Annotated in this window: 15 protein-coding genes; 4 read left to right on the top strand and 11 right to left on the bottom strand. The window is 61.6% G+C overall.

Going from position 1 to position 15,497, the window contains the following annotated elements; translation table 11 throughout:
* The first annotated feature begins 159 nt into the window (after positions 1-159).
* The gene (locus AB4N33_RS27670; protein WP_460121448.1) at positions 160-1,476 is read left to right on the top strand and encodes an MFS transporter; all 1,317 of its coding nucleotides are present in this window, start codon (positions 160-162) and stop codon (positions 1,474-1,476) included.
* Between the two features lie 79 nt (positions 1,477-1,555).
* Here the strand turns inward: AB4N33_RS27670 and AB4N33_RS27665 are convergent, their stop codons facing one another.
* Positions 1,556-2,311 carry a COG4705 family protein gene (locus AB4N33_RS27665; RefSeq protein WP_460141004.1) on the bottom strand — a complete coding sequence of 252 codons (756 nt, stop codon included), beginning with the start codon at positions 2,309-2,311 and terminating at the stop codon, positions 1,556-1,558.
* Between the two features lie 209 nt (positions 2,312-2,520).
* On the opposite strand from AB4N33_RS27665, the gene AB4N33_RS27660 reads away from it, so the two are divergent.
* Positions 2,521-3,150 carry a flavin reductase family protein gene (locus AB4N33_RS27660; protein ID WP_476458653.1) on the top strand — a complete coding sequence of 210 codons (630 nt, stop codon included), beginning with the start codon at positions 2,521-2,523 and terminating at the stop codon, positions 3,148-3,150.
* On the opposite strand, the gene AB4N33_RS27655 is transcribed toward AB4N33_RS27660, so the two are convergent.
* A complete protein-coding gene (locus tag AB4N33_RS27655) occupies positions 3,151-3,384 on the bottom strand; it encodes a hypothetical protein (protein WP_460121442.1) in 234 nt (77 codons plus the stop codon).
* A gap of 40 nt (positions 3,385-3,424) precedes the next feature.
* The gene (locus tag AB4N33_RS27650; RefSeq protein WP_476458652.1) at positions 3,425-3,778 is read right to left on the bottom strand and encodes a putative quinol monooxygenase; all 354 of its coding nucleotides are present in this window, start codon (positions 3,776-3,778) and stop codon (positions 3,425-3,427) included.
* A gap of 405 nt (positions 3,779-4,183) precedes the next feature.
* Between AB4N33_RS27650 and AB4N33_RS27645 the strand changes: the two genes are divergently transcribed.
* Complete coding sequence (locus tag AB4N33_RS27645; protein WP_460121439.1) at positions 4,184-5,113, top strand: AraC family transcriptional regulator; 930 nt, start codon at positions 4,184-4,186, stop codon at positions 5,111-5,113.
* 132 nt (positions 5,114-5,245) lie between these two features.
* Here the strand turns inward: AB4N33_RS27645 and AB4N33_RS27640 are convergent, their stop codons facing one another.
* The 6 genes from AB4N33_RS27640 to AB4N33_RS27615 all read right to left on the bottom strand — a co-directional run bounded on the left by AB4N33_RS27640 (position 5,246) and on the right by AB4N33_RS27615 (position 12,778).
* Positions 5,246-6,301, bottom strand: a complete 1,056-nt coding sequence (locus tag AB4N33_RS27640) for an ABC transporter ATP-binding protein (RefSeq protein ID WP_460121437.1) — start codon at positions 6,299-6,301, stop codon at positions 5,246-5,248.
* Positions 6,302-6,318: 17 nt separating this feature from the next.
* Positions 6,319-7,167: an ABC transporter permease gene (locus AB4N33_RS27635; RefSeq protein WP_460141001.1), complete on the bottom strand. Its 849-nt coding sequence runs from the start codon at positions 7,165-7,167 to the stop codon at positions 6,319-6,321.
* Positions 7,164-8,072: an ABC transporter permease gene (locus AB4N33_RS27630; RefSeq protein ID WP_476458651.1), complete on the bottom strand. Its 909-nt coding sequence runs from the start codon at positions 8,070-8,072 to the stop codon at positions 7,164-7,166. Before AB4N33_RS27630 ends, AB4N33_RS27635 begins: the two co-directional genes overlap by 4 nt.
* A gap of 193 nt (positions 8,073-8,265) precedes the next feature.
* Positions 8,266-9,369 carry an extracellular solute-binding protein gene (locus AB4N33_RS27625; protein WP_460121432.1) on the bottom strand — a complete coding sequence of 368 codons (1,104 nt, stop codon included), beginning with the start codon at positions 9,367-9,369 and terminating at the stop codon, positions 8,266-8,268.
* Positions 9,370-9,695: 326 nt separating this feature from the next.
* Positions 9,696-11,144, bottom strand: a complete 1,449-nt coding sequence (locus AB4N33_RS27620; RefSeq protein WP_476458650.1) for an aldehyde dehydrogenase family protein — start codon at positions 11,142-11,144, stop codon at positions 9,696-9,698.
* A complete protein-coding gene (locus AB4N33_RS27615) occupies positions 11,141-12,778 on the bottom strand; it encodes a 5-guanidino-2-oxopentanoate decarboxylase (RefSeq protein ID WP_476458649.1) in 1,638 nt (545 codons plus the stop codon). Before AB4N33_RS27615 ends, AB4N33_RS27620 begins: the two co-directional genes overlap by 4 nt.
* A 159-nt stretch (positions 12,779-12,937) precedes the next feature.
* Here AB4N33_RS27615 and AB4N33_RS27610 point away from each other — a divergent pair, with 159 nt between their 5' ends.
* On the top strand, positions 12,938-13,801 hold the full coding sequence (locus AB4N33_RS27610) for a LysR substrate-binding domain-containing protein (RefSeq protein ID WP_460121426.1): 864 nt from the start codon (positions 12,938-12,940) through the stop codon (positions 13,799-13,801).
* Between the two features lie 155 nt (positions 13,802-13,956).
* On the opposite strand, the gene AB4N33_RS27605 is transcribed toward AB4N33_RS27610, so the two are convergent.
* Complete coding sequence (locus AB4N33_RS27605) at positions 13,957-14,571, bottom strand: NAD(P)-dependent oxidoreductase (protein ID WP_460121424.1); 615 nt, start codon at positions 14,569-14,571, stop codon at positions 13,957-13,959.
* A gap of 50 nt (positions 14,572-14,621) precedes the next feature.
* On the bottom strand, positions 14,622-15,488 hold the full coding sequence (locus AB4N33_RS27600) for an MBL fold metallo-hydrolase (protein WP_476458648.1): 867 nt from the start codon (positions 15,486-15,488) through the stop codon (positions 14,622-14,624).
* Between the last annotated feature and the right edge of the window lie 9 nt (positions 15,489-15,497).

Raw genomic sequence — 15,497 nt, 5'->3', positions numbered from 1 at the left:
TCCGCTCACCTCATCTCTCCCATAAGCGGATTTCCGCTCACTCCATTCCCGCGCCCCTTCTAAACCGGGCCTCCACCCCTTGGCACACCTCCTGCTATAGCCCTCCCAGGCTGCGTTTAAACACGCCTCTCTAAAAACAATTAAACGAAGGATCCTTCAATGGATAACTCCAACACCCTGCCCCTTGGGTCGGCTGCCGTGGCCGCTCCCAAAACGACTGCCAGCCGGATCAAATCGATCTTCAGCGGCTCGGTCGGCAACATGGTCGAGTGGTACGACTGGTACGTCTATGCCGCCTTCTCGCTGTACTTCGCCAAGACCTTCTTCCCCAAGGGCGACACCACCGCACAACTGCTCAACACCGCCGCGATCTTCGCCGTGGGCTTTTTGATGCGTCCAATCGGTGGCTGGCTGATGGGCCTCTACGCCGACCGCGCCGGACGTAAACGCGCACTGATGGCCTCGGTTTACCTGATGTGCTTCGGTTCTCTGCTGATCGCCCTGAGCCCGGGTTATGAAACCATCGGCATCGGCGCGCCGATCCTGCTGGTCTTCGCCCGTCTGTTGCAGGGCCTGTCGGTCGGTGGCGAGTACGGCACCTCTGCAACGTACCTGAGCGAAATGGCGACCAAGGAGCGTCGCGGATTCTTCTCCAGCTTCCAGTACGTGACGCTGATCTCCGGCCAGCTCATCGCTTTGGCCGTACTGATCGTGCTGCAGAATTTCCTGACCACCGAAGAGCTGTACGCCTGGGGCTGGCGTATCCCGTTCGCCATCGGCGCGCTGTGTGCCGTGGTTGCGCTGTACCTGCGTCGTGGCATGGAAGAGACCGAGTCCTTCGTCAAGAAAGACAAGGCCAAGGAAAGCGCGATGCGCACCTTGATGCGTCACCCCAAGGAACTGCTGACCGTGGTCGGCCTGACCATGGGCGGTACGCTGGCGTTCTACACCTACACCACCTACATGCAGAAATACCTGGTGAACACCGTCGGCATGAGCATCTCCGACTCCACCACCATTTCTGCCGCGACCCTGTTTCTGTTCATGTGCCTGCAACCGATCATCGGCGGCCTGTCGGACAAGATCGGTCGTCGCCCGATCCTGATCGCCTTCGGCGTACTGGGCACGATCTTCACCGTACCGATCCTGATGACCCTGCACACCATCCAGACCTGGTGGGGCGCATTCTTCCTGATCATGGCGGCGCTGATCATCGTCAGCGGCTACACCTCGATCAACGCCGTGGTGAAGGCCGAACTGTTCCCGACCGAAATCCGCGCCCTGGGCGTCGGCCTGCCGTACGCACTGACCGTATCGATCTTCGGCGGCACCGCTGAATACGTCGCGCTGTGGTTCAAGAGCATCGGCATGGAAACCGGCTACTACTGGTACGTGACCGCGTGTATTGCCGTGTCGTTGTTGGTGTACATCACCATGAAAGACACCCGCAAGCATTCGCGGATTGTGACGGACTGATAGACCCTCCTCGCGAGCAAGCTCGCTCCTACAGTTTGATCGGCGTACCTGTAGGAGCGAGCTTGCTCGCGATAAATGGTCAGGACAACTCGGCAACCTGCTGCCGGCCATAGCGCTTTTGCGCCATCGAAGCACCCGCAATCATCACCACCAAAATCCCCGCCAGTACCAGCGACGAACCGATGGTGCCAAAATCCAGGCCACCCTTTTCATGGGGTTTGGTCAGGAAATCGCCCAAGGTCGCACCAAACGGTCGGGTCAGCACGAACGCCACCCAGAACAACAGCACCGACGAAATCTTCGTGAAGTATTTGAGCAGCACCACCAGCGCAATGGTGGAGCCGATCAACAGTGCGCCACCGGCAAAACCCAGGCCCGAATCGTCAGCCAGGTAATCACCGAGCGCCGTGCCCAAGGTGTTGGAAAACAGAATCGCCATCCAGTAGAACATTTCCCCGCGAAAGGTCTGGACCTTGCTGACGTTCAGCGAATCGCCGCTCAAACGCCACGCCGCAAAAATCCCGATCAGGATCGCGATGAGAATCATCGACCCCGTGGCATAGCCCAGGCCGAGGGTGCGGTCCATGAAGTCGGACATCGTGGTGCCCGCCGTGCTGGTCGACAGAATCACCATCCAGTACAGCACTGGCTTGTAGGTCTTCGACAGCAGTTGCGTGACCAGCGTGAGCACGAACACGCTGATGAGGATGAGCGAACTCATGGCATAGCCGACGTCGAGGGTCATCGACAGCAAGTCACCTGCCGTTTCACCCAGGGTAGTCGCGCAGATCTTCATCACCCAGAACGCCAGGGTGATTTGCGGAAGTTTATTCATCGGGACGGGAGGCTCCATGGGTCAGATCAGCCGCTGCTTGGGCTTGGTGGTGCGCAGAGTGGAGGCCACAGGGTGAAAAACCGGTGAGGAGTTTATGAAAAAACTGTCACACAGGCCGATATGGCGAATAAGTCGCCACACTGGAAATTGCCGCCCGGCCCTTGCACTATGGCCCTCCCCACCCGCAACAGCATTCAGGAACCCTCGCCATGGCTGACGACGTCCACTTCTATGAACCCGCCAACGGCCACGGCCTGCCCCACGATCCGTTCAACGCCATCGTCGGTCCACGCCCCATTGGCTGGATCTCCTCGCAAGATGCCCAAGGTCGCCTGAACCTGGCGCCCTATAGTTTTTTCAACGCCTTCAACTACATCCCGCCGATCATTGGATTCTCCAGTGTCGGACGCAAAGACAGCCTGAACAACATCGAGCAGACCGGCGAGTTTGCCTGGAACCTGGCCACGCGGCCGCTGGCCGAGCAGATGAACCAGAGCTGCGCCATGGTCGGACCCGAGGTCGATGAGTTCACGTTGTCCGGGCTGACACCCGTGGCATCGAAAGTCATCCAGGTGCCACGGGTAGCCGAAAGCCCGGTGTCGTTTGAGTGCAAGGTCACGCAGATCATCCAGCTGCAACGGGCTGACGGCAACGTCGTGCCGAGCTGGCTGATCCTGGGCGAAGTGGTGGCCGTGCACATTGCCAAGTGGCTGTTGAAGGAGGGGGTGTACGATACCGCCGCCGCAGAGCCGATTCTGCGCGGGGGTGGGCCGGCGGATTACTTCCAGTTGGGGCCTGAGGCTTTGTTCAAGATGTATCGCCCAGGCGCGGCCAGGTAACTACCAGATCAATTCGCCTTCTTCACCTACGCCTTTAAGGCGCATCAACTCCAGGGCCGCTGCTTCGTCGGCTTCCATGGCGGTCTTGAAGCTCTGATCTTCCAGCAGTTTGTTGAAGCGCGGTGCTCCGGCGCCACCGATCTGTTTGGTGGCGATCGCCGCGTAGTAACCACCGCCTTCACGGGGGACTACGGCAGATACCGCTTCAAAGGTTTCAAAGGCTTTACGTGCCATGTCGGGGTCCTGACGGGTGGGAAGTTGCGCCATTAAACCTTCAACCCGCCATTTTGTGTACCCAGGACCGAGTTTGCCCCGATGCCTGAATGGCGGTCACGTCCTTGAAGGTATGAAAGTCCAGATTATCGACCACCAACTCCTGGACCAGTTCGGCAAAAATTTGCATGCCCGGCGTATTGAAGTAGGTCGTCATGGCTGACTGATGCGTCCAGAAACCGCAGACCAGCCACAAATCCGGATCGCACTGCGAATGCTGCAATGAAAAACTCAGGCAACCCGGCGCGCTGCGGGTCGGATCGATCAGGGCGCTGAGCCGCGCACCCAGCTCTGCCGAGCGTCCGGCGCGAGCGCGCGCCAGAACCATATGACTGACGGGATTCTGTGTGGACATGTTCAACCCTCCCAGGTACTCGGGTGGCAGCCGTGGGACGGGCTGCGACAGGATCAAAGGTTAATCGCGCACGGGCCGTCGCGTTAGTCGATTCCTGCCGGCTTTTTGCACATTCCTGCGAAGGTGTATCCGGCACCTGTAACACTGTGTAAAAGCGTGTAGCCGGAGTGCCGCACTGTTTTCTGTAGGAGCGAGCATGCTCGCGAGGGTGGTCAACGACGACGCTGGACACCTGACACCCCGCGATGTCCGGGCCTCCATCGCGAGCATGCTCGCTCCTACAGGGGCTTCGTGTATGCCGTGACGTTGCAGGATCAGGCAAGCATTTCGCAGAATGTATCTACCGCTTCGCCTTGCACGAATCTATTCTCAGCTGACTTTCAACGCGCTGCGAGGATGCCCGGCATGACATCGTTCGATCACCTTCAAGCCCCGCTGGACGCCGACATGGAAAAACAGCGCGCGGAATTGGCCGATATCATCCGTCGCATCACCACCGATGATGGCAACTACGCGACTGCGGTCGATTCGCTGTTCATGTCCCGGTACAGCAAGTCCCACGACTTCGCCTCGGTGCTGGCGCAACCGGCGCTGTGCATCATGGCCCAAGGGCGCAAGGAGGTGCGGCTGTCGGATGAGATTTTCAACTACGACCCGCTGAATTACCTGGTGGTGTCGGTTTCGATGCCGTTGAGCGGACGGGTGGTAAACGTCACCTCGGAGGAACCGATCCTGGCCATTCGCCTGGACATCGACCCCGCCGAGATCACCGCGCTGATCGCCGACGCCGGCCCCATGGGTGTACCCACCCGGCCTACCGGGCGTGGCCTGTATGTCGAGCGGATCGACACAGCGATGCTCGACGCCGTGCTGCGCCTGGCGCGGTTGCTGGAAACGCCCAAGGACATCGCCATGCTCGCGCCGCTCATCCGCCGGGAGATCCTCTATCGTCTGCTGCGCAGCCCACAGGGCCATCGGCTGTACGAAATCGCCATCGCGAACAGTCAGAGCCACCGCATCAGCCAGGCGATCAAATGGCTCAACGGCAACTACGAACAGCCTCTGCGCATCGATGACCTGGCCAGGGAAGTGAACCTGAGCGTGTCGACGCTGCATCACCGCTTCAAGGCGATGACGGCAATGAGTCCGCTGCAATACCAGAAGCAACTGCGCTTGCAGGAAGCGCGACGGTTGATGCTGGCCGAAGGGCTGGAGGCTTCGGCGGCAGGGTATCGCGTGGGATATGAAAGCCCCTCGCAGTTCAGCCGCGAGTACAGCCGGTTGTTCGGGGCGCCGCCATTACGGGATTTGGCGCGGTTGCGGTTGTCGGTTTGATCCGGCTTTTGCATTAGGGCTGATGGCCTCATCGCGGGCAAGCCCGCTCCCACATTGGGTCGGTGTAAACCTTACCCCTGTGGGAGCGGGCTTGCCCGCGATGAGGCCAGCAAGACCTACATCAAATCCAGTTCAAGCCCCAAGCACCCGACACGCCTCAACCGGCAACGTCACCGACACCGGATGCCCGACGCTCAAGCCAATGCCCTGGCATGGAGTGCTCAACGCCGTGAACGACACCCCGGAGCACTCCACCGTGGTCTCGATGGTCGCACCGATATCCCGCACGAACGTCACCTTGCCGAGCAAGCGGTTACCTGCCGTTGCCTGGGGCGCGGACAGTTGCAAGTCTTCAGGGCGAATCAGCATCTTGACCTTCTGCCCCACCACGATGCTGCTGCAGATCGGCACGTGCAGTGCATCGCCTCCCGGCAGGCTCACTTTGCCGTCACCCAGCGCCGTGGCCGCAAAAATGTTGCCCGAGCCAATGAAGTCTGCGACGAACTCGTTGGCCGGATGGCGATAGATCTCGATGGGCGTCCCCACCTGCTGCACCCGATGCTCGCCCAGCACGACGACAATATCGGCCATGGTCATGGCCTCGCGCTGGTCGTGGGTCACCATGATGGTGGTGATGTTCAGGCGTTGTTGCAGTTGGCGGATTTCCACCTGCATGGATTCGCGCAGCTTGGCGTCCAGTGCCGACAATGGCTCATCGAGCAGGAGGATTTTGGGATGTGAGGCAATTGCCCGGGCAATCGCCACGCGCTGGCGTTGTCCGCCGGACAGTTTGGCCACCGGACGGTTGATCATCGGTTGCAGCTGGATCAGTTCCAGCAACTCCACCACCCGTGCCTGCTGTTCAGCCTTGGCGACGCCGCGCAGCTTGAGCGGGTAAGCGATGTTCTCGCCCACGGTCATGTGCGGGAACAGCGCCAGGGACTGAAAGACCATGCCGAAGTTGCGCAAGTGGGCCGGGGTATGGCCGATGTCTTCGCCATCCAGGCGAATCTCGCCACCAGTCAGGGTTTCCAACCCGGCGATCATGCGCAGCAAGGTGGTCTTGCCGCAGCCAGAAGGGCCCAGGAAGCACACCAACTTGCCCTCGGGCAGATGCAGGTTCACATCGGTGACCGCACAGGCCGAACCGTAGTGTTTCTCGACGTTTTGCAGAATCAGACCAGACATAAGCACTCCCTCAGCAATCAAAACGAAACGCCACCTTCACCGACCAGTTTTTCGAGCGCCCAAATCAGGACGAAGTCGATCAACACGATCAGCACGGCAAACGAGAACACGGTGGGGTCCAGCGAAGACACGGTGCGGCTGTACATCCAGATGGGCACGGTCATCACGTCGATGGTGTAGAGGAAATAGGTGACGGTGAACTCGTTGAACGAGACGATGAACGCCAGCAGCATGCCCGCCAGGATCCCCGACTTCATCAGCGGCACCACCACGTCGATAATTGCCCGCAGCGGTGAGGCACCGAGCATTTGCGCCGCCTCCTCGACTTCGCTGCCGATGGACAACATGGCGGCGGTGCAGTTTTTCACCACGAATGGCAGCGCGAGGATCACGTGGGCAATCACCAGCCGCGAGGTGGTCATGTGAAACGGCAGACTGTCGAATACCAGCAGCAACGCCAGCCCCAGCACCACCATGGGAAACACCAGCGGCAATGACATCAATTGCAGCGCCACGGCCTTGCCGCGAAATTCACAACGGGTTAGCGCGTACGCCGCCGGCACCGCGATCAGCGTGGCGAAGATCATGGTCAGGCACGAAACCAACAGGCTGGTGACCATGGCCTGACCAAGGCTCAGCACATCGCTGGCGTCCGGCGAGACGAAGGTGTGCCAGGCTGCCTTGTACCATTGCAGGCTGTAGCTGCTGGGCGGAAAGTCGAGGTTCGACGCACCGCTGAAAGACATGACGATCATGGTCAGGATCGGCAGCACTGCCAGCAGCAGGATGAAGCCCGAGAGGATCCCGGCGAACTTGCCGGTATCGCCCGGCAACAACGATTGACGCTTTTTGATCAGGGCACTCATTGCGATGCCTCCAGCAGGCGGCGGCGACGGCCAGTGATGAACTCGGACAGGGTCATGATCGCCAGGGTCGTGACGATCAGCACCACGCCAGCGGCGGACGCGGCAGGCCAGTTCATCAGCGGGGCGATCTGGTCATGCACCATCACTGCCAGCATCGGAACGCGCCGGCCACCGAGCAGCAACGGCACCACGAAGCTGCTCGCGTTGTAAGCGAACACCAGGGTCGCACCCGTAATGATCCCCGGCAGACTCATCGGCAACACCACCTGGCGGAACACTTGCCAGCGACTGGCGCCGAGGGTGGCGGCGGCTTCTTCGTAACTGCGGGCGACACCCCGCATGGCACTGGCAATCGGCAACACCGCCAGCGGGAACGCGGTCTGCACCAGGCCCATCAACACGCCATTCTGGTTGTACAGCAGCATGATCGGCCGCTTGATCAGGCCCAGGCCCATCAGCGTCTGGTTGAGCATCCCGCCCGGCCCCAGGATCACCAGCCAGCCATAGCTTTGCAGCAGCAGATTGACCAATAACGGCAACAGCACCGCCGCGAGGAAGATGCGCCGCACAAACGGCGAAGTCAGGCGCGACATGGTGTAGGCCACCGGGATCGCCAGCACCACGGCGATCACTGCACTGATCATCGCCAGGCGCAGGGTCAGCAGCAGGGACTTGAGGTAATACGGCTCCAGCAATTGCGCGTAACTGGCCAGGCTGAACCCGGACCATTCGGCGCCCTTGGTGCCGACGCTCATGCGCAGCACCAAAAGGCTCGCGGCAATCAGCACACCCAGAAACAGCATCGACGGCGACAGGAAAAACCAGGCACGGGCCGTCGGCGAAACTCCACGCCGGGCACGTTCAGGGACGGCGCTCACCGGGTGGGTCAGAGGTTGATGTTCCATAGCTAGGGTCTCGTCAATGGAAAGCAGCGACGAACACAGGACTTGAAACCACAACGGCCTCCTGTGGGAGCGGGCTTGCTCGCGAGTGCGGTATGACATTCAACATGGATGTCGACTGACACGGCCTCTTCGCGAGCAAGCCCGCTCCCACAGGGGTTCATCCGTGGTTGAAAAACCTGCGTTCACCACCCGATCAGGAAGAAAAGATTTCCGTGTAACGACGAATCCATTGGTCATGCACGGAGGCCAGGAAGGCGTTGTCATGCATGATCGCCTTCTCGGCGATCTGCTCCGGCGTGAGGATGTACGGGCTCTTGCGCGCCTCGGCGGAGATGATCGCCTTGGCATTGACCGGGCCGTTGTAGATGTCTTCGGCCATCTTGCCCTGCACCAAAGGGTCGAGGGAGTGGTTGATGAAGGCGTAGGCCACGTCGGTATCGCCCGGACGATTTTTCGGCATGACCGAAAGCATCAGGTCGGTGTAGAAACCTTCCTTCATGCCGAAGGTGGCGCCCAGCCCATAGTTCGGGTCGCGGATCTGTTTGGGGAAGAACGCCGGAGCGTAGAGCCCCCCCATGTCCAGGGAGCCGGTACGGAACAGTTCGGCGATCTGGTTGGGGTTTTCGCCCAGGGTCACCACGCGGTCCTTGAGCTCGGCGAGTTTCTTGAAGCCCGGCTCAATGTTGTGCTCGTCACCACCGGCCAATTTGGCGGCGATGATGATCAGGTCCATGGCTTCGGTCCAGTTCGGCGGCGGCAGGAAAATGTTGGGCGACAACTCGGCGTCCCACAGGGCAGCGTAACTGTCCGGCGCGTCCTTGATGGTGCGAGTGCTGTAGACCAGGCTGTTGCACCACAACAGGTAGCCGATGCCGTGGCCGTTGGCGCCGGTGCGGTATTTCTCCGGCACGTCGACCAGGTTGGGAATGCGGTTGAGGTCGGGTTTTTCCAGGAGGTCGGCAGCGGCCAGTCCCTCGGCGCCGACGCCGGCCAGGGTGATGATGTCGTATTGCGGACGATCACCGCCGGCCTTGAGTTTGGCGACCATTTCCGAGGTGCTGCCGGTGCGGTCGGCGATCACTTTGCAGCCGTACTTGTCTTCGAAGGTCGCGGCGATGTTGCGCAGCGCGGCCAGGCCAGTGTCATCGGACCAGGTCAGCAGACGCAGGGTCTTGCCCTGGAAACGGGTGTCGCTGGCGCTGGCCTTGATGAAGGGCATACTCATGGCCGCCGCCGCGACGGAGGCCACACCCACGGTTTTGATGAATTGACGTCTGTTCAGATCGTGCTCGCCCATTACGGACTCCCATTTATTGTTGTTGGAATGAGATTGGTAGCAACCGTTGCATCTGCGCGCCTGGCCCGCCTGAGTCCCTGTATTGGGGGCGATGACTGAGCCGACGGGTTCATCCTGAGGTTGTGCAAAACACCTGACTATCGATAAAAACTCATTGAAGCCATGACGCCATTGCATGCCTGAGTTCCTGTGGGAGCGGGCTTGCCCGCGATGGTCGCAAGGTCGACGCGGACTGCCTGATGCCCCGCGTGATCGTTGACGTCCATCGCTGTAGGAGCGGGCTTGCCCGCGAAGGGGCCAGGGAGCCCACCACGAAACCATGCCACTTACACAGCGCGAATCACGTGCTTGATCTCCTGGAACGCCTGCAACCCCCACGGCCCCAGTTCGCGGCCGATACTGCTCTGCTTGTAGCCACCCCAGGCGGTCTGCGGGAAGATCACCTGAGGCGCGTTGATCCACACCAGGCCGGCCTGCAAGGCATTGGCGACACGATCCGCCGCCTCGGCATCACGGGTGACGACACTGGCGACCAAGCCGAATTGGCTGTCATTGGCAAGGGCAATCGCCTCGGCCTCGGCACTGAAGCGACGCACGCAGATCACCGGGCCAAAAATCTCCTCAGACCACAACGCACTGTCCAGCGGCACGTCAGTGAACACCGTCGGTTGCAGGAAATAACCCCGCGACAGGTGCGCCGGTCGATTACCGCCGCAGACCAACCGCGCTCCGGCGTTCAAGCCGCGATCAATGTGCCCGAGCACCCGCTGGTACTGCGCCTGATTGACCAACGCGCCCATTTCCACGTTGGGGTCGAACGGGTCAGCCACGCGAATGGCTTCGGCACGAGCCCTCAGGCGCGCGAGGAACTCATCGAATAATGGGTCTGCGACCAGCACGCGACTGGTGGCGGAACACATTTGCCCAGCATTGAAGAAACCGCCGCCGCAGGCCACTTCCACAGCCAGTTCAAGATCGGCATCGGCCAGCACCAGCAACGAAGATTTACCACCCAGTTCCAGGCTCACGCCTTTGACGGTTTCGGCGGCGCGCTGCATGACCTGCACGCCCACCGCATTGCTGCCCGTGAAAGAGACCTTGGCGATGCGCGGGTCCGCTGTCAGCGGCGCGCCCACGGCCAGGCCGGTGCCGCAGACCACGTTGAGCACGCCCTTGGGCAGCCCGGCCTCGGCGATGATCGCAGCCAGTTCCAGTTCCGGCAGCGGCGTGACTTCGGAGGGCTTGAGTACCACACAGCAGCCGGCCGCCAAGGCGGGGGCAAGCTTCCAGGCGGTGGTGACCATCGGGAAATTCCACGGCACGATCAGCCCCACCACACCGCAGGGCTCGCGACGCAGGCGTGCGCTGAACTCGTCGCTCGGCAGTTCAACAGCGGTGTCCTGCCGGGCGTCCAGCCCTTCGGCCAAACCTGCGTAGTACTCGAAGGTGGCGATCACGTCATCGACGTCGATGGCCGCTTCGAACTGCGGCTTGCCGTTGTTGCTCGACTGCAAGTGCATCAATTGCTCACGACCGCCCGCCACGCCAGCCGCGATCCGGCGCAGGATGGTGCCGCGCTCGGCACCGGTGGTCTGCGACCAGGTTTTGAAGGCTTCGGTGGCGGCTCTCACCGCGTGGTCGACCGACTGGGCATCACCGCCATTGACCGTGGTCAGCAGCGCCTCGGTGGCCGGGTTGATCACCCGCAGGTGTTCGTTGCCGGCGAACCATTGGCCATCGATGTACAGGCCATCGAGTGTGGTCGGGAAGCTCATTTCGACACCGCCTTCATCCACTGCGCCTGATCGATTTCAATCAGGGTCGGCCCCTGGCGATCGGCGGCGGCACGCAGCGCGCTGCGCAGTTTCTCGACATCGTTGACGGCCTCGGCTGAGCACCCCAGCGCCCTGGCCACGCCGATGAAATCCGGGGTGTAGATGTCCACGCCTACCGGTTCAATGGCACGGTTGACCATGTATTTCTTGATCTCTTCGTAGCCCTGGTTATTCCACAGCAGCACGATCACCGGGGTGCGTGCTTCCACGGCGCTGGCCAGTTCAGGCAGGGTGAATTGCAGGCCGCCGTCGCCAATCAGGCACACCACCGGTGGCCGTACACCGCCCTCAATACGGCCACCGAGCCAGGCGCCAATCGCTGCCGGCAACGCATAACCAAGGGTGCCGTAACCGGTGGACGAGTTAAACCAGCGGCGCGGTCGCTCGGGGTTGAAGGTCAGGTTGCCGGTGTACACCGGCTGCGTGGAATCGCCGACGAACACGGCCTGCGGCAACTCATGCATCACGGTTTCCAGGAAGCGCGTCTGGGCCAGGGTCGGCGCGTCCCAGTTGGCCGCCAGCTCTTCGCGCAAACGGGCGGCGCGCACTTGACCCCAATCGTTGCGGCGCTCGGCCAGGGATTTGTGCGACAGCGCACTGAGCAAGGCCCGCGCTGCGTTCCGCGAATCGGCAACCAGGGCCAGGTGCGGCGGGTAATTGCGCACGGTCTGGTCGGGGTCAATATCGACACGCAGCAGCTTGCCGGGAATTTCGAAGCCACCGGCGAACGTCACGTCGTAATCGGTCTCGGCCAGCTCGGTGCCGATGGCCAGCACCACATCGGCTTCGGCCACCAGGGCGCGGGTCGCCACCAGACTCTGGGTCGAACCGATCAGCAACGGATGCGCGGATTCGAGCATGCCCTTGGCGTTGATCGTCAGCGCAACCGGCGCGTCCAGCAGCTCAGCCAGTTCGGTCAACTCGGCAGCGGCCTCGATGGCCCCACCACCGGCCAGGATCAACGGGCGTTTGGCACCGGCCAGCAGGTCGGTCATGCGGCTGATCGCGCAGGGCGACGCGCCGGCACGGTCGATGTGCACCGGCAAACTGGCGAGCAGTTCATCGGCGTCCTCGACCAGCACGTCCAGCGGGATTTCAATGTGCACCGGACGTGGCCGGCCGGCCTGGAACAGGGCGAAGGCACGGGCCAGCACCCCGGGCAATTCCGACGCCGACATCAGGGTTTGGGAGAACGCGGCGACACCGCCACACAACGCGCTTTGGTTCGGCAACTCGTGAAGCTTGCCGCGACCGCCGCCCAACTGGTTGCGCGTCTGCACGCTGGAGATCACCAGCATCGGGATCGAATCGGCGTACGCCTGGCCCATCGCAGTGGTGATGTTGGTCATGCCGGGGCCGGTGATGATGAAGCACACACCCGGCTTGCCACTGGTGCGGGCGTAGCCGTCGGCCATGAACCCGGCGCCCTGCTCATGACGCGGCGTGACATGATGGATGCTCGAACGGGCCAGCCCGCGATACAACTCGACGGTGTGCACACCAGGGATGCCGAATACCTGCTCGACCCCGTAGCCCTCGAGTAACTTGACCAATACTTCGCCGCACGTCGCCATGTCTTTGCCCTTGTTGTTCGTTTGAGACGCCGGGCCTGCGCTGTGTTTATGATGAGTGGGCAGGTCCAGGGATGGCCTCATTGGAACGGTCGACACGTTGCCGCAACAATGGATAAAAAATCATGCCAGCCATGTCCTTACGTCATACCTTGGATCCCGATGAAACGATTGCCTCCCCTGCCGGCGCTGTACACTTTTCTGATTACCGCGCAGTGCTGCAACTTCACCCGCGCCGCCGAACAGCTGTTCATCACCCAGGGCGCGGTGAGTCGGCAAATTGCCGGGCTGGAAGCGCATTTGGGTTATGAGTTGTTTATCCGCCAGGCGAGGGGCCTGGAGCTGACGAGCGAAGGCCGGGAGTGGCTGCCACGGGTACAACAGATTTTCGGCCTGATCGATGAGGCCGTGGAGCAGATCGGCGAGAAGCGTGAAACCCTGCAACTCAAGGCGCCGACCTGTGTCATGCGCTGGCTGTTGCCGCGATTGTTGCAGTGGCAAAAGGAGCGTCCGGATGTGCCCGTGGCGCTGACCACGACGGTCAAGCACGGCGTGGACTTCCAGCGCGAGCAGTTCGATGCCGCGGTGATGTATGGGGCCCGACCGGACAGCATGCTGAACGCCTGCCTGCTGTTCGACGAGCAACTGACGCCGGTCTGTTCGCCACAGACGGCACTGCAGGCGCCAGCGGATTTGCATCAGCACCTGCTGCTGCACCCGACCCGCGATGAACGCGACTGGAATGCCTGGTTACAGGCCGCCAACCTCAAGTTGAGCCATGCTCGTGGCCAGCATTTCGAAACCTTGGATCTGGCAATGTCGACGGCGTCCCAGGGCATGGGCGTGGCGATCGGCGACTGGTCGCTGATCGGGGATGACCTGAGCGCAGGGCGGCTGGTCATGCCGTTTGACTTGAAGGTGAAGACCGGATTGGCGTACTACCTGGTGTTCCCGGAGAAGACCGCGCCGTCGGCGCCTTTGCGCGAGTTGATGGCGTGGTTGGTGGAGCAGGCGCGCAGCCGCTGAAAATGCGGCCCCTGTGGGAGCGGGCTTGCCCGCGATGGTGGTCCAGACGACAAAGGGCAACCTGATTCCCCGCGTCATCGTTAACGACCATCGCGGGCAAGCCCGCTCCCACAGGGGGGAGTGTGATCACCTGCTCGCGAGCCTCTCAGCTTCTATCAATACCCGACGGTGAAACGCTGACGAGCGTGTTTCGGCGCCTCCACCTCATCGATCATCGCAATCGCATAATCGGCAAAGGTAATCCAGCTTCGACCGGCACTGCTGACCAGCAAATCATCCTTGCCGATGCGAAACGCGCCAGTGCGCTCACCCTCGACGAACTCCGCCGAAGGCGACACGAACGTCCAGTCCAGTTGCTGCTCACGGCGCAGGTCATCGAGGAACGCCGCACCGGCACTCGCCTCGGCCTTGTACTCTGCAGGAAAGCCTTCGCTGTCGATCACCCGGGTGCCACCGGGCAGCAACAGCGAACCGGCACCACCCACCACCAGCAGGCGTTTAACTCCGGCTTTTTTCACCGGTTCGATCACGGCGGCGCTGGGAACCGTGGCGAAATGTGCAGCGCTGATCACCACGTCATGCCCTGCCACTGCCGCTTGCAGTGCCTGGGTATCCAGTACGTCGACATTCTTGCTGACCACCCCGTCTCGCTCGCCGATCTTGGCGGTATTACGGGCGATGGCCGTCACGTGATGACCACGACGCAGGGCTTCTTCCAAAAGTTGGCTGCCGGCACGGCCGGTGGCACCGATGATTGCGATTTTGCTCATGACGTACTCCAGTTGGCTTGAATAGGCTCTTTGTGATCAAGGGTGGCGGGTTACCACTGCATCTCGCCCATGGCGACTTTGGCGCTCAGTTCCAGCGAGCTGTCTTCGCCCAGGTTCGGAAAGCGTTTTTTCATGGCGGCGACCAGTGCAGGGCTGTCCTTGGCCTTCACGGTCTCTTCGTCGAAAGCCCGAATGTAATCGGCCGTGAAGTGCACCGCCGCCAGGGAGCGGGCACTTTTGCCCAGGTAATGGCCCGGCACGACGGTGTTCGGCTTGAGGCTTTCGATAGCGTGCAGCGTAGCCAACCAATCAGCATGGGACTGTGCGGTTTGGGTATCGGCCATCCACACGTGGATGTTTTCGGCGACTACCACGCCACCAACCACTGCCTTGATCGAAGGGATCCAGACGAAGCTACGATCCGGCTGCGGGCCTTCAAGGCCCACCACCTGCAACTTCTGCCCTTCGAGCATCAGACTGTCGCCCTTCAGTACGCCCGGCACCAGGGTTTTGGCAGGGGCATCGGCGCCCATCTTCGGCCCCCAATAGGCCATCTTGCCCCTGACGGTCTGCTTGATGTGATCCACGGTTGGCTGCGAGGCGAGCACCCGGGCTTCGGGGAATGCGGCCGTCAGGGTGTCCAGGCCGAAGTAGTAATCAGGGTCACCGTGGCTGATGTAGATGGTGGTCAGGCGCTTGCCGCTGGCGCGGATTTTCTCCACTACCTGGGCGGCCTGCTCGCGACCGAATTGTGCGTCCACCAGGATCGCATCCTTCTCGCCGCTGACCAGCACCGAGGTCACGGGGAAGATCGCCTTCTCGCCGGGGTTGTAGACGTCCAGGGTCAAGCTGGCAGCGCTGGCGTGGGCGGCGAAGGCGAAAGCGGCGGTTGCCAGGAGGATGCGTTTGAACAACATGTGAAGCTC

It is taken from the genome of Pseudomonas sp. S1_E05 (assembly GCF_056337105.1).
Note: the sequence above shows the minus strand (reverse complement) of the source record. Positions and strands in the feature narration are given on the sequence as shown.

Excerpts from the sequence above, each read along its gene's own strand:
- AB4N33_RS27670 (WP_460121448.1), top strand. The coding sequence starts at position 160 with ATGGATAACTCCAACACCCTGCCCCTTGGGTCGGCTGCCGTGGCCGCT.
- AB4N33_RS27665 (WP_460141004.1), bottom strand. The coding sequence starts at position 2,311 with ATGAATAAACTTCCGCAAATCACCCTGGCGTTCTGGGTGATGAAGATC.
- AB4N33_RS27660 (WP_476458653.1), top strand. The coding sequence starts at position 2,521 with ATGGCTGACGACGTCCACTTCTATGAACCCGCCAACGGCCACGGCCTG.
- AB4N33_RS27655 (WP_460121442.1), bottom strand. The coding sequence starts at position 3,384 with ATGGCACGTAAAGCCTTTGAAACCTTTGAAGCGGTATCTGCCGTAGTC.
- AB4N33_RS27650 (WP_476458652.1), bottom strand. The coding sequence starts at position 3,778 with ATGTCCACACAGAATCCCGTCAGTCATATGGTTCTGGCGCGCGCTCGC.
- AB4N33_RS27645 (WP_460121439.1), top strand. The coding sequence starts at position 4,184 with ATGACATCGTTCGATCACCTTCAAGCCCCGCTGGACGCCGACATGGAA.
- AB4N33_RS27640 (WP_460121437.1), bottom strand. The coding sequence starts at position 6,301 with ATGTCTGGTCTGATTCTGCAAAACGTCGAGAAACACTACGGTTCGGCC.
- AB4N33_RS27635 (WP_460141001.1), bottom strand. The coding sequence starts at position 7,167 with ATGAGTGCCCTGATCAAAAAGCGTCAATCGTTGTTGCCGGGCGATACC.
- AB4N33_RS27630 (WP_476458651.1), bottom strand. The coding sequence starts at position 8,072 with ATGGAACATCAACCTCTGACCCACCCGGTGAGCGCCGTCCCTGAACGT.
- AB4N33_RS27625 (WP_460121432.1), bottom strand. The coding sequence starts at position 9,369 with ATGGGCGAGCACGATCTGAACAGACGTCAATTCATCAAAACCGTGGGT.
- AB4N33_RS27620 (WP_476458650.1), bottom strand. The coding sequence starts at position 11,144 with ATGAGCTTCCCGACCACACTCGATGGCCTGTACATCGATGGCCAATGG.
- AB4N33_RS27615 (WP_476458649.1), bottom strand. The coding sequence starts at position 12,778 with ATGGCGACGTGCGGCGAAGTATTGGTCAAGTTACTCGAGGGCTACGGG.
- AB4N33_RS27610 (WP_460121426.1), top strand. The coding sequence starts at position 12,938 with ATGAAACGATTGCCTCCCCTGCCGGCGCTGTACACTTTTCTGATTACC.
- AB4N33_RS27605 (WP_460121424.1), bottom strand. The coding sequence starts at position 14,571 with ATGAGCAAAATCGCAATCATCGGTGCCACCGGCCGTGCCGGCAGCCAA.
- AB4N33_RS27600 (WP_476458648.1), bottom strand. The coding sequence starts at position 15,488 with ATGTTGTTCAAACGCATCCTCCTGGCAACCGCCGCTTTCGCCTTCGCC.